This is a genomic window from Fusibacter bizertensis (assembly GCF_029914245.1).
GTDB lineage: Bacteria > Bacillota > Clostridia > Peptostreptococcales > Acidaminobacteraceae > Fusibacter_C > Fusibacter_C bizertensis.
The window spans coordinates 156,362-179,092 of sequence record NZ_JARYZI010000004.1; the positions used below are offsets into that span (position 1 = coordinate 156,362).

Sequence of the window (22,731 nt, forward strand, 5' to 3'; positions counted from 1 at the left end):
TCGACGCTACTCTTATAAGATTAAACCTAATATAAACTTTTGAATTTTGATTGTCAAGCATAAATTTATCTGGTTTGGATTGAACTAGGGTTTGAATTATGCTATTATATTTCCAGTGGGAATGAGGTTCTCCCTTAGTTACAGTTCGCTGTACTTAAACCGCTTAAACAGCTGATGACTTCTGTGATTAACGTCACAGAACCATCAGCTTTTTTAAAGTCACAACTTGTTTGTGATAAAATCTGAGCACTCACAATTTGGAGGCAATTATATGTTATTAAGCTTATCTCTTATACTCATTGTTGGTTTTTCCCTAAGTGGCATTTTTAATCGTTTAAAACTACCTGGTTTAATGGGAATGATATTAACTGGTATCTTGCTAGGTCCTTATGTACTCAACTGGATCTCAAATGATATTTTAGACATTTCTTCTGAACTGAGAGAAATCGCCTTGATCATCATACTCACAAGAGCAGGTTTAGCAATTGATCTAGCTGACTTAAAACGTGTTGGTAGACCCGCAATTCTAATGTGCTTTGTTCCAGCCACTTTTGAACTTGTGGCAATTATACTATTAGCGCCACCCTTATTTGGCATCTCTGTAATTGAGGCTGCTATATTAGGAACTGTGCTTGCAGCAGTTTCTCCAGCAGTAATTGTGCCTCGTATGCTACATTTAATGGAAAATGGATATGGCAAAGATAAAAGTATTCCGCAATTGATTATGGCTGGGGCTTCTGTAGATGATATTTATGTTATTGTACTTTTCACTGCTTTCATGGGGATGTACGGTGGTGAAGGCTTTAACGCTTCTACTCTTCTTAAAGTACCTATCTCTATAGCGCTGGGGATAGGACTAGGAATTATCTCTGGTGTAATCATCGTAAAAGTTTTCAAACGTCTTCACGTAAGGGATACTGTTAAAGTCATGGTAATTTTAAGCGTTGCTTTTCTCTTTGTTTCGCTTGAAACATTTTTAAAACCTTATCTCCCAGTTTCCGGACTTATAGCCGTTATGGCGATGGGTGCTACCATTTTAGAAACCTATGAAGTGCTTGCCAAAAGGTTAAAGGGAAAGTTCTCAAAAATTTGGGTTGGTGCTGAAATATTGCTATTTGTATTGGTTGGAGCAGCAGTTGACATTAGATATTTAGGTGCGGCTGGCCTTGGTGCAATTGCATTAATTCTAGTTGCACTGATCTTTAGAATAATTGGTGTCAATCTCAGCCTCATTAAAACCCCACTTAAGCAAAAAGAACGTCTTTTTTGTTCAATTGCTTATCTGCCAAAAGCAACAGTTCAAGCAGCAATTGGTGCAATACCACTTTCTGCTGGTGTAACTTCAGGTCACTTAATACTTACAATTGCAGTTCTAGCGATTATGATTACTGCACCTATAGGTGCAATAGGAATAGATCTGACGTACAAAAAATTTCTTACTGGCCCAGAGGATGCGGAAAAATCGATGTCATCCTAGCTTTTAACATCTTAAGTCCTCTTGATGACAACAAGCATGTTTGTCCATTATGAAGACTTAAGATTTTTTTATTATGATTGATTTCAGCTATATGTTGTATATTGACTACATAAGATCTGTGACATCTCACAAATCGATCATCTAATTGAGCTTCGATGTCATTAAGGCTACCATTAAATTCAACAATCTGCGTTTTACAGTGCATAGCTACTTTATGCGCTGATGATGCTGTCTCAAAAAAATATATTTCTTCGAAATTCAGGTTTACAGTTTTATCTTTTGTTCTCAAATTAAAACGTTTCATCAACTGAGGTGAGGCAATCGATGTTTTACTGTCAATATTTAATAGACACTGTAAAATCTGATAACTGATCTCTTTGGCATTGCCTTTGATGATATAATCTAATGCTTCAACTTTATATTTAAAAGTAAGCGGACTCATCTCATCATGTGTTGTCACAAAGATGATAAAGCCTCTAGGATCGTTACGTCTGATTTTTTCTGCAAGCTCAATACCATTGATATTTGTTTTTAAATCTACATCTAAAAAATATATATTTGATGTCTTATTATCAACTATATGGTCCAATATTTCGTCAGGATATTGGGTTTTCACTTTAATCTGCATGTCAAAATTTTCAATTAGGATATGATTTTCTATCATCTTTCCTAACTGCTCTAGTTGCATTTGATCATCTTCACAAATAAAAATATCTATCATTATGCCCCCCTAGTTATGTATAATTAAAAATTTCTAATATTTGTGTAAATGTGTCATTCTCATATTTTAAGTCATTTGTTATATTTTCATATTTTCGTAAAATATCTCTCACAATTTCAAGTCCTAAGCCTCTTTGCTTTCCTTTGGATGTAAAGCCATTTTCCCTCAATTTATAAATAGGAGGCATGTCTTTAACTGTGTTAGATATAACCACCATTACACGATCTGATCTTTTGATAACTGCTATTGTTATTTTCGGATTAGTTGTATTTTCTGCTGCTTCAATGGCATTATCCATAAAAATACCTATCACCCTGCACAGCTCTACAATATCCATATCAATCCTTATGTTTTCAACAATTTGGATTAGCACGGATATACCTGCATCCTGAGCTCTCAGGACTTTCAAAGCAAACAAGCCTTTTAATTCAAGTTGTTCTAGATAACTTAAACGGTCAAGTGTCATATCTATATTTTCATTTTTTTGTGATACCATAACAATTTTATCTTCAAAGTAGGCCCGAAGTCCATTCATGTCCTTTGCTTCAATATAACCTGATAAAGAGGCCAAAATATTTATATAATCGTGTTTGAATTTTCTGATCTCTTTATGCATTGTTTCTATTTCTCTTGTATACATCATCAATTGCTCTAATTCATTTTCTTTACTTTTTAATTCTATGATACTGGTTCGTGATTTTACAAAAAAGAGTGCTGCAATCAGGATCGCACTTACAATAACCGTCATAATAACAAGTAAAATCGCTCTAGAGATGGTTGTATAAGAGGTCACTGAAAAGGTTAACCAATACAAAAACAAAAAAAGCCCCATAGCTAACAGTCCGACAAAGCTCGGAAGTTCTCTGCTGCGAATCGCTCTGACCATTTGCTCTCGCTTGCCAATTAATTTTCTAAGTGCTAATGCAATTGAACAAGAAAAAACAAACATCAAGATTAAAGATACAAAATATAGAAGCGGATTATTTCTAAATCTTTCTGCTTCTAATACAGAACTTTGGATAAAAACAGATAAAACAGTCATGGAAAGGATATCAGATAAAATAGCAATAATCATACTTATAGATAAGCTCAATATGTTGATGAGAACTTTTTTATTTGACAGAAAAAAATAAACAAACAAGCCCAGTAAAAACAAGCCTCCCAGTGAACTTTCCTTGATTTTAAGTATGCTCTCTATAAGAACGATAAAACTTGTTAATCCTATAAGTATCGATAAATCTTTTATAATCACAATTCGTTCTCTTAACATGATCTTACTAACAAGTAAAACTAGCCCTATTGTAGACAATGACTGAAAAAAATACACCATCATATCGCCCTCCATATAGTAGATTATACCATATTGTGTAATCAAAGGCATATGATGATGCATGTCAAATGGAAATGTTCTTCTCTCTCTAAGGTTCTTACTAAATAGCATTGGCTATAGGTAACATTTTAAAATTTCATGATTTTGTACTCATTTTATTCTTCAGTCTCTAGTATAATTAATTCTTCAGGGTATGGGATGTCATCAATGAGCAAAAAGCTACCGTTATCATAATTGTCAGTATAACTTAAGACAACTTTTTCGATTACCTGAGCTACATGTGCTTCAAGTTTTTCTTTGAAATTTCTCATTAATTCCTCACTTTCTGGTAAGAAAACCCTACTCGAATTATGATCGATTAACTACTCTTCCTCACACTCAAGTTTTATAAGCTCACTCGGATATGGAATCTCATCAATCATAACAAATGTACAATCATCTGAACGGTCTGAAAAGCTAAGAATGACTTTTTCAAGCGTTGACACCGCTTTTGTTTCAAGTGTTTCTTTCAAATTTCTCATAGTTGTTCCTCTCTTCCTTCATAATCTTATAAGTAATTGGCAAAATATATAATAGAGCAATAAATGCTCCCATTACCAAAAGAAATTTAACCGTAGGATCAGGGACAATTAGTATTAATCCCACTACGATAAAGCTTCGAATTATAGCATCTTTTTTTAATTTTTCTCTTACTTTTTTCTGCACAATCGGTTTTTTATGAGTATCTGAAGGTGCGTACAGATAAGCAATAACGGGGATTGCCCAGGCGGCTGCAATGCTTATATAGGGGTATATATCCACATGAACAACCATCCAAGGCAATATTACGAAAAAGGTCATACTGGAAATCAAACATTTTAGTGATGATTTGGCATGCAGACCTTGTGATTTTTGTCTTATAAAATTGTAAGAAGCAAGTGTAATGATGGTTTCTAAGAAAATACCTAATAAAAATGATATGACTAAAACGGCAATTAATTTTGAAAAACTCAAATAAAACATCTCAATACCATATTTTAATCTAATCGCCTTAATAGAACCTGGTTCTGCATCAAATTTACTATTTACATAATCATAATATCTTTGTTTAACCATAGATTTGCCTCATTTCAATAATCAAGAGTTCGGCTCTACACCTAAGTAACGTATTAGTTCATCACAGTCGTACTTTATCCGATCAATTTTATAGAAAATAAAAACTCTTCTTAGTGATATCTGTCCTCGGTTTAGAAGGATCTGTTCTATTCCACTTTCATTCTCTTTAACGATAAGTTGAATTTGAAAATTATATACTTTATCATCCCCTGCATAGTTGGCATCTTTAAGCTTCAACAACTTAAACTTAATATCCAAGTTACTGTTAAATGCTGCAATGGATGGTGTAAGTATCTCACTTTTTCCTATAAGGTATTTTTCATAAAATCTGTCAGTATATAAGCCACTCATACGTGCTTTAACATAGTTTTCAATATTTTCATCTAAAATTTCAGAATGCGTTAAAGCACCATTTTTATTTAACTTTATGATGTTATTCCCTTTAGTTATTTCTTTATATGTGTTTGGAGAAACATTATATATGGATTCAAAGTATGTATTGATTGTATTTTCAATTATTTTATCTTTAAAGATTACCACCACTAACATCAGACAGATGAGAATCGTTATAATGGCAACCGCCACAGAACTAATTCTATTTTTCATATCTTCTCCTTATTGTCGAATTTTATCTTGCATGAAAAGATAATCTTGTCTACAATATAGCGTTAAACGTACATAGCAACTTTATTTTTTCCTAAATGGTGGTTTTTACTTCCTAAATGAACTTGTCTATGGTCTAGTGACGTGTTAAAATAAACTAATTTTATGTTAAGAAAATTCAATAAATCTATGGAGGAAAACATGACATTAACCTCACAAATAACATATAGTAGCACAAGAGCAACAAAAAATAAGCAAGAAGAAGCTACTTTTTCTGATGCAGTCTTAAAAGGAATTGCCAAAGATGGAGGACTATTTGTCCCCTCAAAATTCCCAAACTATCCACTTACAGACGCATTAATTAACACCTCTTACGCCTCCCTTGCTAAAGCTATATTTAGTTTATACTTAACCGATTTTACTGAGATAGAGATAGAAAAATGCGTCGATGCTGCCTACGACTCAAAATTCAGTTGTGCAAATATTGTACCTCTTAAGACTTTTGGCGAGGTAAGTTTTGTAGAGTTATTTCATGGTAGCACTTTAGCATTTAAAGATATGGCATTATCTATATTGCCATATTTTTTAAAAACAGCAGCTAGCAAGCTTGGCGTTCAAGATGAAATTGTTATCTTAACTGCTACTTCTGGTGATACTGGTAAAGCAGCGCTTGAAGGTTTTTCGAATTTAGATGGTATCAAAATCATCGTTTTTTATCCAACGGATGGCGTCAGTGAAGTACAAAAAAAACAAATGACGACACAAGAGGGAAATAATGTTTCAGTTATTGGAATCACAGGGAATTTTGATGATGCGCAAACTGGTGTCAAAAATATGTTTCTCGATGAAGCGTTAAAAAATTTGCTCGCTGAAAAAAATTATCGTTTTTCTTCTGCGAACTCAATTAACATTGGAAGGTTGTTGCCTCAGATTGTCTATTACTATCATGCTTATCTTGAACTCGTAAGAGAGGGCACCATCTCAAGTGGTGATTTGATCAATGTAACTGTACCTACTGGTAACTTTGGCAATATACTTGCAGCTTATTATGCAAAAGAAATGGGACTTCCAATCAACAAATTTATATGTGCTTCAAATGTCAACCATATACTCACTGACTTTATCAACACAGGTATATACGATATTGATCGTGCTTTTGAAGTTACCAAATCGCCATCAATGGATATATTGATTTCTAGTAATCTAGAGCGTCTTCTTTACGCACTTAGTGATCAAGATGCAAGCGAAGTTAACCGTTTGATGACAGATTTGAAATCAAATCATCGATATGTTATCTCTAATGAGATGAAGAAGAAACTTTCTACTTTTTATGGTGGTTTTGCCACTGATACAGAAACACTCGAAACGATAAATACACTCTACAAAGCGCAGCATTATCTCTTAGACACTCATACAGCAGTAGCTTACAAAGTATATAGTGATTATGTTAAAGAAACTGGTGATCACACACACACACTTATCGCCTCAACTGCTAGTCCTTACAAATTTGCTGGTGCAGTAGCTTCGGGGTTAGGTATAAATGATGGTCATCATAATGACTTTGAGCTGATCCACATGCTCTCAAAACATACGGGCCTGGCTATACCAAAACCTATTGAAAACCTCGATTTGCGAGTAGAAAGACACACAAAAACCATCTCAAAAGACGCACTTAAAGAAGAAGTACTTCATATCTTAACTTAAAAAGGGACTGTTGCAAGATAGCCTTAAAATAAAAAAATGACTATAACAATTCAGTTCTGAATTGTTATAGTCATTTTTTGGTATGCTAACACATTATTTCATGCGTTTAAGAACTTCACATAAAAATTCATAAGTTCTCGCTGTCGAGCTGATACTTAGTCTTTCAAATGGTGTATGCACATCATGCATATCTGGTCCTAAAGAAATCATATCAATATCGCCTACTTTTTCTTTTAAGAATCCACATTCAAGTCCTGCATGGATAGCATCGATTTTGAGTTCTTTACCATACAAGTCATGATATGTTGTTTTCATCAACTCTCGCGTTGGAGATTCTACTTTAAACGACCACTCTGGATAATCGGCCATAAGAGAATTTTCAGCACCTACAGCTTCACATACAAGCGCCATAACTTCATTTAACTCCTGCTTTTTAGAATTAACTGAACTTCTAACTGCATTGGTAAGCTTTAGCGTATCACCAAATTGTTCAAGAACACCCAAATTATTAGAAGACTCTACTAGGCCTGGAATTCCAGCACTCATAGTGTACACACCAAAAGGTGTAAGTCTCAGAAGCTTTTCTATCGCATCCCTTGTAGTTTGTGAGAAAACTTGTTCCGGAACTTGCGTCTTTTTAAGTTCCAATCTAATTTCTGGATCTGCAACTTCATACTCGTTTTTAAATGTAGCTTCAATCGATTCAACAAGATCTTCTAACAGATATTTATTTTCATGATCCACAGTGAACTTCATGACACTACGTTTTGCAATAGAATTCATTTTCTCTCCACCATAAATTTCATAAAGTTCATAAGGGAAATGTGCTTTAAAGATGGAAAGTGTTCGTCCTATTAGTTTGATGGCATTTGCACGATTTTTATCGATTTCTGCTCCTGAATGACCACCTGCTAATCCTGCTATAACAAGCTCATAAGCCAGTGGGAGCATGCGATTAGTATATGAAATTTTCAAATCAGCAATATTGTTTACGCCACCAGCACAAGATGCCAAAAGCGTGCCCTCTTCTTCAGAATCAAGGTTAATGAGTACATCCCCTTTTACATGTTCTGGATCAAGCGCGATTACCCCATCCATTCCAGTTTCTTCAGCGGTTGTGAAAAGCGCAATAATTTTCGGGTGCTCTAGTGTAGTACTTTCAAGAATACTCATTGCTATTGCAACAGCTACACCATTGTCAGCTCCTAAAGTTGTACCTTTTGTTTTGATCCAATCTCCTTCAATCACAATAGGAATTGGTTGTGTATTAAAATCAAAATCTAATGTATCCAATTTGACACAGACCATATCTGTATGTCCCTGTAATATAACACTTTTAGAGTGCTCATAACCCGGTGTTGCTGGTTTAGTTATGATTATGTTATTGGACGTTTCTCTTACAACTTCAAGGCCCAACTTTTGAGCAAATGATTCCAAATAAGTTGCTACAGCCTCTTCATTTCCAGATTCTCTAGGTATTTGTGTCAAAGTTTCGAAATTTCTAAAAACACTTTCAGGTTCTAATCCCTTAAGTACGCGTTCCATATAAAAATCCCCTTTCAAACTCTCGTTTTTTAAGAATGGTTAGATTCTCTTCTAACCCAAACGATATTGTCAGGTTCATTTTATCATATTATTTCAAGATTCTAAAGGAAAATGCGTCCAGTACCAAGCTCGCTTGTTCATCAACAGATAGTTTATAACCATTGTAAACATCTTCAATAAAATCCAGATTGAGAGATTTAAGTGATATGGTCTGTTTACGTTCCTCCAAGTTTATAATAAAAGTCAATGTTTCGTCTTTATATTCTTTCGAGTAAATTAGCATTTCAGATGCTTGATCATAACTTATAAACTTCATATCCATTTCTTTCATTGCTGGGTACTGATTTCTAAGAGCAATCATTTGTTTTACGTGCGCTTTTAATCCTAAATTTTGCTCTGCTTCATCCCATACCATACACTGACGGTTACCATCATGTACTCCAAAAAGTCCAATTTCACTTCCGTAATAAACGCTTGGCGACCCTCCAAAAGACATTTGTAGTAAAAAAGCTATTTTAACCAATCTTTCGTCTTCCCCCAACATAGTATGAAGTCTTGATGTATCATGACTATCAAGAAGATTGAACATATTGATGGCGATATTTTTAGGATAACTTACTAGTAATCTACTGATATTATCTTTAAATGCCTCAACACCAAAATCTTTATACATCGCTTCACGACTTAATAGATGCCATACTGGATAAGTAAACTCATAATTCATCACTGAATCAAATTGATCACCGCGTAACCACGGAGTTGAATCATCCCAGTTTTCACCAAGAATGAATAAGTCAGGTTTTATAGCTCTTACTGCCTTTTTAAATTTTCTCCAAAACGCATGAGAAACTTCGTTTGATACATCTAATCTCCAACCATCAATATCATATTCTCTGATCCAATACTCTGCAACATCTAACAGATATCGCTCTGCAACTGGATTCCCTGTTCGCCATTTTGGCATATTTGGGGTGAAAGCAAAAGTTTCGTAGTTAAGCGCACCGGCCGCCATATAACCTGTTGGTGCCGGAAATCCCTTAGCATTTATCGGAAAATTAATAACTGGTTCCTTAATTAGATGAAAACACTGTGCATACTCTGAACGCATACCATTTTTAACGACATCTTGAAAAAAGGGATGCTTGAATCCACAGTGATTGAATACAGCATCAAGCATAACCTTGATGCCTCTTTTATGCGCTTCATCCACAAGTATTTTAAAAGCTTCGTTGGTACCAAACTCTGGATCTATCTTAAAATAATCGATTGTATCATATTTGTGTGTTGTAGGCGCTTCAAAAATCGGTGTAAAATAAATTCCTGTCGCACCAAGATCTTTTATATAATCGAGTTTAGATATTATCCCCTGTAGATCTCCGCCAAAATGCATCTCATTTGTCACTTCTTTATGACTTCCCCATGGTAGAACATGTGGCTTGTTTAAAGATGGATCACCATTTGCGAATCTCTCAGGAAAAATTTGATACCAGACAGCATCTTTCACCCAAGATGGTGCTGAAAAGACGTCTTCTTCATTTAAGTATGGAAAGTTAAAAAAGTCATTTAATGAAGATAGCATCTCAGGATGTAAAGAAAGATCATATGCACCATGTGCACCGTAAAAAAAGCGTTCATCGCTATTTACTGATTCCTTAAAAAGCTCAAAACCATATCTAGTACGCTTAAACTCTGGTTTAATTTCAATAAACCAATAATCATATAAATGATCACTATAGTCTTTGACCATCGCCATGGGTGAATCTTTATCACTTGCCCAAGTATGCGTTTTAGTAAAATCAGGGTCCTCATTTTTGGATTGATGCTCAATCATCTCAGCTTCAGTCATTTTTCTCCAATTAAACGGATCTCCCCATACCATGTTGACATTGCTAATGTCACCTTTTGCAGTTCTAAGCCGAATATGAACTGTATCTTTATCAAATGCATAAGCATATTTGCTTTTTGCTTCGTGGTAAATCGCATGTATATTCATGTTAATTTCTCCTTTGATTGAATTTACTCAAAAATGTAAATTGAATTACTTCCTCTACAACTACATTATATAAAACCATAAGGCAAGAGCAAAGGTGATCATCATGTGAATAACACAATCAAAATAACTATTTTATCCACAAATAAAACGTTTCATTTCACATTTTGTTTTTTTGCAAAGTTAACTATACAAATTTTGCAAAGTATGCTATACTAAATTTGCAAAGTTAACTATACAATAAAAGAGGTGATGGTTATCAAATCGAAAATACAAGAATTAAGAAAGCTTCAAAAGTTATCACAAGAAGAACTCGCATCAGCTGTTGGTGTTACCAGGCAAACAATTACATCTATAGAAGTAGGGAAATACACTGCATCTCTTGCGCTAGCTTACAAAATCGCCAAGTACTTTGGATTAACCATCGAAGAAGTATTTGATTTCTCAGAATTGGAGGATTGACCATGGATCAGTTAAAACAAAAAGCAAACAAAAGAATTATCTTATTGCTAATCATCGCTGCAGTACTTTCACTTTCTTACTTTATAATTACAAAACAGTCCCTTGCATCCGCATCTATGGGTTTTATCACCGGATTATACATCTCACTACTTGGCATATGTGTCGCTTTAATAAGTAAAACCGCATTATCAATGAGATCAAAAGAAGCATTAAAAACACATTTTATCAAAGAGTCAGATGAACGAAAAATACTAATTTTACAAAAAACAAGTCGTACAGCTATGCTTATTTATGCGTTATCACTTGGTATTGCAACATGTATATCATTTTTCATTAACGACTTGGTTTTTTATACACTATTTGCTACTATGCTTTATATGGCAATTGTGAAAGTCGCACTTAAGTTATTTTATACGCATAGATATTAAATGGAGGTTAATTATGAAAAGAAACAAACATCTCAATGGATTTTATTATGTCGGTATCGTCGCTTTAATCGTTACATTAACACTAAGTGAGTTTTTTAGTATACCAGATGCAATAAGAGGTTTCGGTATGGGATTTAGCATCTCCATGCTCCTTTATAGCATCTTTGTTCAAACGAGTTCATATCAAAAATTTAAAACATTTAAAAGAGGACTTTTTAACAAACAAAGCAATTAAAATTAAGGCATGTTCGTTAATTCAAGTGCTTCTTTATAACGTCTCTTGTTTTTATATAACCTGATAAGCATTGATTTTAGGTGTTTAGCAAGTTCATAGTTTAGTTTTTCATAACGATCAAACATCATCTTAAGAATCAGTTCATTTTCTATGATTTTCTCAGACCATAAGATCGGTTCTGGATGCTCTAAAAGGTCAACAAATGGTTCATAGTGTGGTGAGTCCTCTTTTTTGAAAAATGGCAGTAATTCAGATACACTCATAGAATTTTCCATCTCAAGATTTGCAAAAAAAGAAGTCATAATAACTGGAATCGTAAATTCATTTAAAACACCTATTTCAGCAACAGTGATGTTAGAACTTGCAAAATCGAAATCACCCAATTTAAACATTCCCCATTTGATATTGCTCTTAAAAGCAATTTCATACTGAGATGACTGAAGTTTCTGAGATAATTTTAACCCTTTTTTCAAATAGCTAATGCCATCTTCGTAATTATTCGCACGGAAATGTGTTAATCCCAGCATCTCATATGTCCCAATAATACTCAGTAGATTAGCCTCTGAAACATATAATTCAAGGGCTCTAGTAAACATCTCAAACGCTTTTATGTAGCTCCCTAGTTCAAGATGAACATAACCAAGCCAGTAAAACAAATGCCCATTGGTGTCAAACTGATGGGCTTTTACGAGCAACTCATATGCACCGTTATAATCTCTATATACTTTTGCATGATCAATCCCATAATAGAGATAATACTTAAACCGCTGATCAGCACTCATTAAACTCTCCACTGATTCAAGTAATGATCGCGTTGCTTCAAAAACATGACGGTCCTTGTTTGTACAATAAAAAGCTAGGCAAACAATATAATAATCAATGATCAAAGGTGAATGTCTATAAGCCTCTGATTGTTTTTCAATTTCTTCAAAAATTTGCTTTGAATTTGAAAATTCGTTGAACATAAGTTCCTCTAAAAAATGTGTCAAAAGCTGCTGACCTTGTCTGAGAAAATCTTCTGAATCGTTATAATGGATCGCCAAAGCTTCAAACAACTCTGAGATTACTTGTTCAGAGGGAATAATTTCAGCATTTTCAATTCTGCTTAGATATGAACTCACACAAATTCCATCAGAAAGCGCCTTTTGACTCATATTCTGGTGATGACGATTCATTTTGATAATTGAGCCTAGAATTTTTCCATTGGTTCTATTTATTATTTTCTTCATGGTTAGTCCTCTTTTTCCCTATCAATTGCAACTTTCGAAAATAGTGACTTAATAAAAATCTTCGGGCGTCGAGCCCTCTGATTCTGTCACAAAGTTATTGTGACTTAATAAAAATCTTCGGGCGTCAAGCCCTCTGATTCTGTCACAAAGTTATTGTGACTTAATAAAAATATAACCAAGGACATTCGCCCTCAGTTATATTGATGCATACATATATGTCCGTTAGCATTATTGCCTTATAGACGTCCGTAAAGTTTTGTAATGTGTTTCATTTTCTTTGCCAGTGCTGGAGATAAATCATGTTTAGATATTCTCCAGACCCAATTGCCTCCAAGTGTAGATGGGAAATTCATACGCGCTTTGTTGTCAAGGCCTAAAAAGTCCTGCATCTGAGCAATTGCAAGATAAGCAGTTGAGCTCCAAACACCTCTGATAAAGCCCCAATGGTAACCTTCACCTCTATCAAGTTTTAGATAATCTATCGCAAAATCCCGATCTGTCTTTGCAACGTTATCCATCCACCCTACGATAGTTTCATTGTCATGTGTACCTGTATAAGCTAGGAAATTCTCTGTATAGTTATGCGGTAAGTAGTCACTTTCTTCTCTTGCATCAAAGGCAAATTGCAAAATCTTCATGCCAGGGAAGCCTGTGAATTCTCTAAGTTCTATGACACCTTCTGTTAGATAGCCTAAGTCTTCTGCAATAATATTGACATCACCGAGCGCCTCTTTAATAGCTACAAACAATGCTTTTCCTGGTCCTTGCGTCCATTGACCATTTTCTGCAGTTGGGTCGCCATATGGAATTTCCCAATAGGCTTCAAACCCTCTAAAATGATCGATTCTTATTGTATCAAACATCTTTAAACTATACTCAATACGTGTAATCCACCACGCATAGTTTTGTTCCGCCATATACTCCCAGTTGTAGATTGGATTTCCCCATAACTGCCCTGTTGCTGAAAAAGCATCAGGAGGACATCCCGCAACACTGATAGGTTTTGTATTTTTTCCCAACTTGAAAAGTTTCGGATTTGACCATACATCAGCACTATCCTCAGCAACATATATTGGCAAATCGCCAATTATACTGATGCCTTTATTGGCAGCAACAGATTTAAGTGCGTACCATTGTTTGAAAAAGAAATATTGTGTAAACACCCAAAAGAAAATCTCGTTTTTATGTGAAACTTTAAAAGCTTCTACTTTAGGTGTCTTACTATGTTCAAAACCTTTTTCCCACTCGATCCACGATTTATTGTCGTTATTGGCTTTTATCGCCATATAAAGCGCAAAATCTTCTAGCCAAAGTTTCTCACTATCGTAAAATTTCTCGAGTTCATATGCTAACTTAATTTTAGAATTCTCATATGCGACTCTCAGCAGAGGCATTTTGTTATAATAAAGTTTTTCATAATCAATTTTATGTTTGTTTTTACCAAAATCAGCTTTATCTACTACTTTTTTATCAAGATAACCCATATCTATCAGTTCATTAAGATCTATAAAGTACGGATTTCCCGCGAAAGCAGAGAATGATTGATAAGGTGAATCACCATATCCTGTTATGCCAATCGGTAAAATTTGCCAGTTTTTTTGACCTGAACTTTCTAGGAAATCCAAAAAATCATATGCTCCCTTGCCAAAATCTCCAATACCAAAATCGCCTGGTAACGACGAAATATGCAATAGCACACCGCTACTTCTCTTTTTCATATTCTCCCTCTTTTCATAAGAAACTCGACTTAAATAAACGCTACTTTATGTTATATTCATGGTGTAGAAAAACGTATTCAACCATCATTTTATTGTTAATATAGACGTTAAAAGTTCACTGAACTATTCAATCAAAACAGTTGAAATCAATATTGCAACCGTTTGCACAATTTCATTATATTAACTTTTATTACCCTTGTCAATAAGGTGTACTATTTATTTTGTATTGAATTATGCACATAAATACCCTAAAATATTAAATAAATGCACCCTCTTATAGGTGTTTTTTTCTCATTCATTATGCAATCGGTTGCATCAATTGCTTTTTATATTAAAAATTGGAGGTTTCAATGTCAAAGTTTCAGAAAATAAGGGCAAATAGTAATTTGAAATATCGTATGACTGTCATAATGCTTTTTGTATTGATGGTTATTGCACTTACCGTTGGCTGTGCACCTAAGGCGATAAGTAATCTCGAAGAAACTGATAACTCGCAGGAGTTGACCAATTCTCAAACCACAACATCAGAACCTACTACTGAGGCTACACTATCAACGCCTTATCCGGAAACGCGTATTACAAAAGAGGACATTATCTATTTTATTATGGTAGATAGATTTGCTGATAGCGATCCTTCTGATAACCTACCTGATGTTGACAAAGAGAATATGCGTGCCTATCAAGGCGGTGACTTGCAGGGAATTATCGAAAAACTAGATTATATTAAAGATTTAGGTGCAACTGCAATTTGGCTCACACCAATTATGGAAAATGGCCCTAATGGTTACCATGGTTATTGGATCTATGATTTCTATAAAGTAGACCCACACTTTGGAGATATTGATGTTTTTAAAGAATTAGTCGCTAAAGCACATGAAAAAGGAATTAAAGTCATACTTGATTATATCGTTAACCATACTGGCTATGATTCACCATGGCTTACTGATCCCGACAAAAAAGATTGGTTTCATGATAACATCACGATTAGCAACTGGAAAGATAAAACTGAAGTAGAAAACGGATGGCTTGCAGGACTTCCTGATTTGGATCAATCCAATCCTGAAGTATCATCTTATTTCATTGAAAATGCACTTTGGTGGATTGAGGAGACCGGTATAGATGGATTCAGACTTGATACAGTGCGCCATGTACCTCATACTTTTTGGCAATCTTTCTCCACCGCTATAAAAGCTAAATATCCTGATTTTTTCTTAATGGGTGAAGTGTGGGATGAAAATCCTAAAACACTGGAGTCTTACCACCAAGATGGTATAGACAGCATCACAAATTACTCACTCTTCAATGGTATTGAAAACGGTTTCAATTCCTTGGCAAATATGTTTTCACTGGCTAATGCACTTGATAAAGAAAAAGCATTTACACATCCCGAGCTAAATGCCATCTTTATAGATAATCATGACAATTCCAGATTTATGAGTTTAAATCCTAGGATGTCTGCCGAGTACACTAAGCAAGCATTAACGTTTCTCTACTCATATCCTGCAATCCCTGTTGTATACTATGGTACAGAGCTTGGAATGGCTGGTGGTTATGATCCTGAAAACAGACGCTTCATGGCTTGGGATACTACTCAAAACAATGAACTACTGACTTTTACTCAGACACTTGCAGAAATAAGAAAAACTTATATGGAAGAGTTTAATAAGATCTTTCATGATAAAGGGTCTATCGCCTATGAAATAGCCAAAGGTGAAGACAAGATGTTGATCATTATCAACTCACTTGAAAAAGACAAAGAGATCTCATTTGATTTTGCAGCACAATCGCTAACAGACTATGTTACAGGAGAACTAGTCGGTGACTTCGACGGACAAACACTGAGTATTACACTTCCACCTGTATCAATTAAGTTTTTAATCGTAAAATAGTAGCATTCACTTCAAAATTTATTATAACCAAAATACATCTTTTACTAAAAAAACCGTGGATAAATTTCTTTTTAAAGAAACTTATCCACGGTTTTTTTAACTTCACCTCATAACGCACAAACTAATTTAGAGATAAGTTCATTCGCACTTTCTCCAAGGTATTCAGCAAGATTATAACTAATTTTCACAGGGATATCATTACCATAATCATATGATTCAATTTGATCCACCACATTTTTGCAAATAGCTTCTGCCATAGTATTCGGGACTTTTTTATAAGCGACGAGAAAACAATCTACACTATATCGTCCTAGTAAATCACCCTCATTTAAACTTTTCCCAATAATATCTGAAGCACGTACCAAAACATGATCAGTAATCATACGTCCTTCTTGATCATTGAGTTCAAAGAAGTTTTTTATACAAATCAGTGCCACCGATAAAAATTCAATATCTCCTCTTTTTAGTTCAATTAATGCTTTTAATTGCATTATGGTTTCGCTTTTGCTAAGTAGGTGTGTTAAAGGATCTCTCAATTCAAATTCATCAGTATTTTGTAAAGCGTGCTCGTGTTCTATTGTCAGTCTATCCTCTATCACTTTTGATTCAGTAATATCGATCGTTTCACCTATAGCACGTTTACTATTAGCTTCACCTTTTTCTTTAATAAGATGGCAACTATCATGAAACCATCTCAGTCCTCCTAGTACTGTTCTAATACGATATGTAACTTCAAACGCGTCAATCTCTCCCTGAATTAGATTTAATATCAAATCCTGAACTCTAGGCAAATCTTCTACATAAATGCGCTGTAAAAAAAAGTCAAGTGTGTCGGGTAACAACATCTTATTTTTCTCGATACCTAGTACTTTCAATCTGTTTTCTGTTTCATCAAATGTCAGATTTTCCAAGTCTAATATCCAAGAACCTAAACTTATGCCTTGCATTTTAGCCTCCTTAATGATGATGACAAATAAACGTCACTATATACAATATTATACCTTATTATGTCTTTGAATCATACAAATCAAGTTGTAAATAAATGAAAAGCACTAAACAAATAATGAGCTTTACCCATACCGCTTAGTGCTTCATCGATTTATATGAAGAACATATATTTTTATTTCTTGTAAACCATCTTCCAGATTCTTATAGCTTCAGCAACTGACCAAGCTTGAGCAGAGCAACCTCTTTGTGCATGAGGTGCACCACCTTCAAAGATCTCCGATATGCTTCCATGGATTCCCTCGTCAAGATGTGTCATGAGCGTATCCAGTGAAGCCTTGACATACTGAAGGTCATGATAGGTTTTGAAATGTGCCTCTAAATAAGGTCCAATTAGCCATCCCCAAGCTGTGCCCCTGTGGTATGCACCATCTCTGCTCAGTAAATCTCCATCATAAGTTTTATGGAAATTCTCATCTTCTCGTCTTAATGTCAGCAAACCATATGGCATCTTAAAATGTTCTTGGACATAACCTACGACAGCTTTCCAATGTTTCTCATCAAGCACTGCAAATGGTAAGCTCACTGCAAAAATCATATTGGGTCTCGGTATATCAATCGCATTTCCATCAATAATTAGATCATATAGATTTTGATCTTTTTCATTCCAAAATAGTGCATTAAATGATTTTTTAATCTTATTCATCAAATTACCAAAATCAATTTCTATGTTTTCAGATTTTACTCCCAGCAGTTGCGTAAACTCATGCATAATAGCAATCGCGTTATACCAAAGTGCATTAATTTCGACTGCTTTTCCATGTCTAGGCGTAACAACCCAACCATTTACTTTAACATCCATCCATGTCAGTTGTGTTTCTTCGTTGCCACTACTTAAGAGACCATCATGGTCCATGTAGATGTCATTAATCGTACCTTGAATGTGATGATTAATAATACGCATCATTTGAGGATAGCATTTTTCAACTGCAGCTAAATCATTTGTCGTTTGGTAATAAGCATACATTGCATTGAAAAGCCAAAGTGTACCATCAGAAGTGTTGTACATAGGCGGCTGACCTTCATCAGGAAAATTATTAGGAATAATCCCCATATGGGACATCTCTAGAAAACCTTCAATCATTTGAAGCGCTTCAGCAGATCGCCCTGTCTCAAGTGTTAAGCCCGGAATCGCAATCATTGTATCGCGTCCCCAATCAGTGAACCATGGATAACCTGCTATAATCGTCATTTTTCCAGTGGTTTTACGGTAGACGATAAAATCATCTGCAGCTTGAACTAGACGTTTGAAAGGTTCAGAAGAAGCACCAGCTTCTCTTATGAGTTGTTGATACCTTTCCTTACGGTTTAAAAATACTGCGTCTGCACTTTCAAAATCATTTGTTATATTAACCAGAACATCAAGTTTGTTCTGTCCTGGTTCAAGGTCGACTATAAAACTTCCCATTATCGCATGTCTTTCAATATCTGGATAGCCACGTTGTGTCTCTATAGGATAGTAACTTTCCTGTGAATAAATTCTATTTGGGTGATATGAAACCTTTTCAAGTCCATCGATTTTTAAAAAGACGCTTTTACCTGATGCACTAACTTCTAATACGTTTTCATTTTGATTATAAGCATCACTATATTCAGATATATCAGGCGTGATTGTATCATGGTGATCTCTAAAATTATAAAGTGGAACGATTTCAAATTTCACAGGTTTCTCAGAAGCAATCTGATATCTTACAGCAAGATGATTGCTACCATATTTCATTGCAATCGTTCTCTCCACAGATATATGAGCTTCTTCAATTTGAAACCACTGTTCGATGATACCCTCGTGTGTGAAATTAATGAGATTTGTCTCCGTTTCCTTTTCACTGGGAACGTTTTCAAAAGTCAAAGGATAAACTTTTCCATCGATGGTAATTAACTCCTGTAATTTAGATATCAAATGCGTCCTCTCTATTGGAGGATTATAACTCACAGTATATAAACCGTGGTATTTACGGCAGTTAACTTGATCCAAGGTGCCAAAGCTATATCCACCAAGGCCGTTAGTCATAAGGTATTCATGGTTCATAATTTCTTGATTAGTTTTTTTCATAAGCTGCTCCTTTCATTTTATGTCTTCTAATAATATCGATACTTCTGAAAGTATACTAAGATTTTGAGCAATGATAATCCCTTCACCACTGAAGCCATGTTTCTCACCTGAAATTTTACAGGTGACACATCCAGATTCCTTCGCAAGCATCAAACCAGGGGCGAGCTCCCATATATTCTTTGAAAAAATAATATGACAGCCATTTTTACCTACAGAAGTAAAGGCAAAGTCTACTGAGGATGCACCTTGAATCCTAACTCTCATGGCTTTTTCAACTAGCGCTTCTATTGCTTTCAATTGATAGCTTCTCGAAGAAGGATTTGATTTTGAGAAGTCACCAAAAGTTACAATCACATCTTTCAGCTGTTGTCCTTTAGTCTCTTTAACCACATGAATGGACTGGTCATTTATATAAGCTCCCTTGCCACTAATCGCATAGTATAACTCATTAATTTTAGGTAAATAGATCATACTAAAGTAGGGCTCAGTACCAATCATAAGAGCAATCTGCACACCAAAGAATGGATGGCCTTGTGTGAAATTAAGTGTCCCATCTATCGGATCAAGGATCCAAGTTCTCATCTTATTTTTGGTTTTTAGATTTCCAAGGTCATGATTTTCTTCTTCTCCTATAAAACCATCTTCAGGAAAATAATAAAGAAGTTCTTTTTTAATGCGTCGTTCCATTTCAAAATCAAGATTTGTGACGATGTCTTGCTTCCCTTTTTCCTTTATGGTAAATGACTCAGTTAACAATTCATCGGCTGAAGAAGTGATAATCTTCTTAACAATGTCAATCAATTCTTTATCATGTATCACACTACTTTCATTCATCACAAACTCACTTTCTGCTTACAAAATACTCGTATCAATTACATGCCTATTATACCCTATTCAATCGTTTTTTAAAATTTATTCATGTTGTGAATATTTGCCTCTCAACTCTACCTAATGTTTACATAAGTGTTATATTTCAGATTTAATTTCAACTTGACATTTAATTGTTTTTTTGATAATTTATTAACAAAGAAGTCTTTTATCGAGATGCGTCTTTATAATTGACAAGCCTTACAAATGAAAACCTAAGAGAAAAGAAAACTCTAATCTCAAAGGAGACATGAAACTTACAATTCCCAATAGCTTGAGGATTGAACTTAGTGTGCTTCTTTAGATCAGGGTGATCTGAAGTGGTATTTTTTTTACTCTATTTGATATATTGGAGGATTTTGTGAACAGGATTATTAGCTTAATTGATTTGTTATATAAAAACGAAGACCTAGAAGACAATTTGTTACTAGAGCTTATAACGCATCTTGATGCAGATACCGCGCCTTACCTTTTTGAGAAAGCCCTTGAAAAAAAGTCAATCTTTTATAAAGACACTGTCTACATGAGGGGCCTTATTGAATTTACAAATTATTGCAAGCAGAATTGTAATTACTGCGGTATCCGTGGTAAAAATACTACAGTGGATCGCTATAGACTCAGTAAGGAAGCCATCTTAAATTGCTGTGAAGAAGGCTATAAGCTTGGATATAGAACTTTTGTTTTACAAGGTGGAGAAGATCCATTTTTCACGGATGAAGTTCTTGTCGACTTGATTCAGACCATTAAAGAATCTTATCCCGACTGTGCGATTACGTTATCAGTTGGTGAGCGATCTTATGAAAGTTACGCATTGTTAAAACAAGCAGGGACAGATAGATACCTTCTCAGACATGAAACTGCTACAAAATCCTTATACGAATCTCTACATCCAAATATGAGCTTTGAAAATCGAAGAAATTGTTTATTCACACTTAAAGAATTAGGCTATCAAGTTGGTGCTGGTTTCATGGTTGGACTTCCAAATCAAACGCCGACTGATTTAGTTGCAGATCTTAGATTTATAAAAGAATTAGAACCTGAAATGATCGGCATAGGTCCCTATATTCCTCACGATGAAACACCACTCAAAGGTTCTAAAGGTGGTACAGTGGAAGAGACCTTAGTTATGGTTGCACTTGCTCGTCTATTATTACCTAAAGCACTTTTGCCTTCAACAACTGCTATGGGGACACTTGATCCAAAGGGACGAGAAAAAGCACTTAAAGCTGGTGCCAATGTTGTTATGCCAAACTTATCACCAACTGACGTTCGAGAAAAGTATGAACTATACAAAGACAAGATATGTACTGGAGACGAAGCAGCACATTGCCGCCAGTGTATAGAAGGCCGTATTAAAAGTGCAGGATTCAGAGTAGATATGGGTAGAGGCGATCACGCATCGATCCACATTCCTGAAGAAGCGAGTTCTGTTCAAATCAAACTTTAAAAATTTTAAAAAACGAGCACTATATTCCTTAGGGATTATAGTGCTCGTTTTAAATGGTATTTTAAAACAGGATATTTTCTGTGTTCTCAATAAGTATACTGAATCAATTGATTATCTATGTAAATCAATTGACTCACTTTGTAATTATACCCTTCAAAGACTAACCACATTTCTCCACTTTGAATAACAGGCTTAACAACATGATTATTACAACTTGTCATTGCCATCTCAACTTCAAAATTAAGATGAACTTCTTTTTCTTTAGGATTTAGCCTTTTAAAAGTTACTGCTTTCACTTTTATATCACATTCTCTATTTTGTGCTGCTATTGGCGCTGTTAACCACATTCGATTCCCAATCATGTAGTTCCAAAATTCATCTGTATAGCAATTGCCAAATCTTTTGCGTATTGCTTGGTTTAGATTTTTTATGTAAAGCTTAAACGCTTCATCTTGTGAGGCAGCGGACGCATCTTGTATCGGCAATATATTGTTTAAAGTTTTAGGTGTTGCATCATAAAGTGCAACTAAAAATTTATGGGCAGTTTTTTCAGCACTTTTTTCTGTTTTTGCACTTTGAAAGTATAAAGATAACAATACCGTTCCAATAATAACTACAAAGAGAAATATCTTGATTACTTGGTGCAAATTATGTTTTGTTTTACGATTTCTATCCATACTTCCCCTTTTTTGAGTCAAAATTATATAATTCACTAGTCTACTTAATAACTATAACCGGTTAGAATTAATTTTTTCTTAAAGGAATCTTATTTTTATCTTATATTCAAAAAATTTTGTATTCTCTGTAATTACTCTAAAACACTATTTCTTTCCATAGAAAAACCTCCAAAATAGATCTTCTAATCATCATTGATTAGAATCTCTACTTTGGAGGCATCATATCAGATATGCATGTAGCCCTTCGTTATTTTCT

At 34.6% G+C, this 22,731-nt stretch carries 20 protein-coding genes, 1 pseudogene, 1 riboswitch and 1 other annotated feature (1 of these 23 running past the window's edge); of the genes and pseudogenes, 7 read left to right on the forward strand and 14 right to left on the reverse strand.

The genetic code is table 11. The features are described from left to right. Window positions 1-13 (reverse strand) — a binding site (T-box leader); it reaches 192 nt to the left of the window's first position. 95 nt (window positions 14-108) lie between these two features. Next, window positions 109-191, forward strand: a riboswitch (Fluoride riboswitch). 80 nt (window positions 192-271) lie between these two features. After that, entirely contained in the window at window positions 272-1,477 is a 1,206-nt protein-coding gene (locus tag QE109_RS07645; protein ID WP_281093848.1) for a cation:proton antiporter, read from the forward strand. Here the strand turns inward: QE109_RS07645 and QE109_RS07650 are convergent. Genes QE109_RS07650 through QE109_RS07675 form a run of 6 tightly spaced genes read right to left on the reverse strand, consistent with a single transcriptional unit; the run spans window position 1,437 to window position 5,229 of the window. Beyond that, window positions 1,437-2,198, reverse strand: a complete 762-nt coding sequence (locus QE109_RS07650) for a LytR/AlgR family response regulator transcription factor (protein WP_281093849.1) — start codon at window positions 2,196-2,198, stop codon at window positions 1,437-1,439. The two genes, QE109_RS07645 and QE109_RS07650, sit on opposite strands and share 41 nt — an antisense overlap. Before the next feature lie 13 nt (window positions 2,199-2,211). Next, window positions 2,212-3,639, reverse strand: coding sequence for a sensor histidine kinase (locus QE109_RS07655; protein WP_281093850.1), 1,428 nt, complete (start codon window positions 3,637-3,639; stop codon window positions 2,212-2,214). Window positions 3,640-3,683: 44 nt separating this feature from the next. Continuing rightward, entirely contained in the window at window positions 3,684-3,839 is a 156-nt protein-coding gene (locus QE109_RS07660) for a hypothetical protein (RefSeq protein WP_281093851.1), read from the reverse strand. Window positions 3,840-3,890: 51 nt separating this feature from the next. Next, window positions 3,891-4,049, reverse strand: a complete 159-nt coding sequence (locus tag QE109_RS07665; RefSeq protein WP_281093852.1) for a hypothetical protein — start codon at window positions 4,047-4,049, stop codon at window positions 3,891-3,893. Beyond that, the gene (locus QE109_RS07670) at window positions 4,024-4,623 is read right to left on the reverse strand and encodes an accessory gene regulator B family protein (protein ID WP_281093853.1); all 600 of its coding nucleotides are present in this window, start codon (window positions 4,621-4,623) and stop codon (window positions 4,024-4,026) included. The genes QE109_RS07665 and QE109_RS07670 overlap by 26 nt, the downstream gene beginning before the upstream one ends. Before the next feature lie 21 nt (window positions 4,624-4,644). Then, entirely contained in the window at window positions 4,645-5,229 is a 585-nt protein-coding gene (locus tag QE109_RS07675; RefSeq protein WP_281093854.1) for a hypothetical protein, read from the reverse strand. 198 nt (window positions 5,230-5,427) lie between these two features. On the opposite strand from QE109_RS07675, the gene thrC reads away from it, so the two are divergent. Then, on the forward strand, window positions 5,428-6,930 hold the full coding sequence (gene thrC / locus QE109_RS07680) for a threonine synthase (protein ID WP_281093855.1): 1,503 nt from the start codon (window positions 5,428-5,430) through the stop codon (window positions 6,928-6,930). A 93-nt stretch (window positions 6,931-7,023) separates the two neighbouring features. Here the strand turns inward: thrC and QE109_RS07685 are convergent, their stop codons facing one another. Next, entirely contained in the window at window positions 7,024-8,475 is a 1,452-nt protein-coding gene (locus QE109_RS07685) for an aminoacyl-histidine dipeptidase (RefSeq protein WP_281093856.1), read from the reverse strand. Window positions 8,476-8,563: 88 nt separating this feature from the next. Continuing rightward, complete coding sequence (locus QE109_RS07690; RefSeq protein WP_281093857.1) at window positions 8,564-10,468, reverse strand: glycoside hydrolase family 13 protein; 1,905 nt, start codon at window positions 10,466-10,468, stop codon at window positions 8,564-8,566. 255 nt (window positions 10,469-10,723) lie between these two features. Here QE109_RS07690 and QE109_RS07695 point away from each other — a divergent pair, with 255 nt between their 5' ends. From QE109_RS07695 to QE109_RS07705, 3 genes are read left to right on the forward strand one after another with little or no spacing between them, the layout of a single operon-like run. Further along, window positions 10,724-10,927, forward strand: coding sequence for a helix-turn-helix transcriptional regulator (locus QE109_RS07695; RefSeq protein WP_281094041.1), 204 nt, complete (start codon window positions 10,724-10,726; stop codon window positions 10,925-10,927). A gap of 2 nt (window positions 10,928-10,929) precedes the next feature. Next, window positions 10,930-11,355, forward strand: a complete 426-nt coding sequence (locus tag QE109_RS07700; protein WP_281093858.1) for a DUF2207 domain-containing protein — start codon at window positions 10,930-10,932, stop codon at window positions 11,353-11,355. A 13-nt stretch (window positions 11,356-11,368) separates the two neighbouring features. Beyond that, window positions 11,369-11,590, forward strand: a complete 222-nt coding sequence (locus tag QE109_RS07705; RefSeq protein ID WP_281093859.1) for a hypothetical protein — start codon at window positions 11,369-11,371, stop codon at window positions 11,588-11,590. Window positions 11,591-11,592: 2 nt separating this feature from the next. On the opposite strand, the gene QE109_RS07710 is transcribed toward QE109_RS07705, so the two are convergent. Together QE109_RS07710 and malQ are read right to left on the reverse strand one after the other, a co-directional pair. Continuing rightward, window positions 11,593-12,819 carry a helix-turn-helix transcriptional regulator gene (locus tag QE109_RS07710; RefSeq protein WP_281093860.1) on the reverse strand — a complete coding sequence of 409 codons (1,227 nt, stop codon included), beginning with the start codon at window positions 12,817-12,819 and terminating at the stop codon, window positions 11,593-11,595. Window positions 12,820-13,055: 236 nt separating this feature from the next. After that, window positions 13,056-14,543 (reverse strand): annotated as a pseudogene (gene malQ / locus QE109_RS07715) (4-alpha-glucanotransferase); the annotation flags it as partial. Between the two features lie 344 nt (window positions 14,544-14,887). On the opposite strand from malQ, the gene QE109_RS07720 reads away from it, so the two are divergent. After that, complete coding sequence (locus QE109_RS07720; RefSeq protein WP_281093861.1) at window positions 14,888-16,426, forward strand: alpha-amylase family glycosyl hydrolase; 1,539 nt, start codon at window positions 14,888-14,890, stop codon at window positions 16,424-16,426. Between the two features lie 107 nt (window positions 16,427-16,533). On the opposite strand, the gene QE109_RS07725 is transcribed toward QE109_RS07720, so the two are convergent. The 3 genes from QE109_RS07725 to QE109_RS07735 form a co-directional block, all read right to left on the reverse strand. Continuing rightward, window positions 16,534-17,373 (reverse strand): GGDEF domain-containing protein, encoded by an 840-nt coding sequence (locus QE109_RS07725; RefSeq protein WP_281093862.1) that lies wholly within the window; start codon window positions 17,371-17,373, stop codon window positions 16,534-16,536. 173 nt (window positions 17,374-17,546) lie between these two features. Further along, a complete protein-coding gene (locus QE109_RS07730) occupies window positions 17,547-19,484 on the reverse strand; it encodes an amylo-alpha-1,6-glucosidase (RefSeq protein WP_281093863.1) in 1,938 nt (645 codons plus the stop codon). 12 nt (window positions 19,485-19,496) lie between these two features. After that, window positions 19,497-20,318: an inositol monophosphatase family protein gene (locus QE109_RS07735; RefSeq protein ID WP_281093864.1), complete on the reverse strand. Its 822-nt coding sequence runs from the start codon at window positions 20,316-20,318 to the stop codon at window positions 19,497-19,499. Window positions 20,319-20,721: 403 nt separating this feature from the next. Between QE109_RS07735 and hydE the strand changes: the two genes are divergently transcribed. Beyond that, complete coding sequence (gene hydE, locus QE109_RS07740) at window positions 20,722-21,798, forward strand: [FeFe] hydrogenase H-cluster radical SAM maturase HydE (protein ID WP_281094042.1); 1,077 nt, start codon at window positions 20,722-20,724, stop codon at window positions 21,796-21,798. Window positions 21,799-21,884: 86 nt separating this feature from the next. On the opposite strand, the gene QE109_RS07745 is transcribed toward hydE, so the two are convergent. Continuing rightward, window positions 21,885-22,475, reverse strand: coding sequence for a hypothetical protein (locus tag QE109_RS07745; protein ID WP_281093865.1), 591 nt, complete (start codon window positions 22,473-22,475; stop codon window positions 21,885-21,887). Window positions 22,476-22,731: the final 256 nt, after the last annotated feature.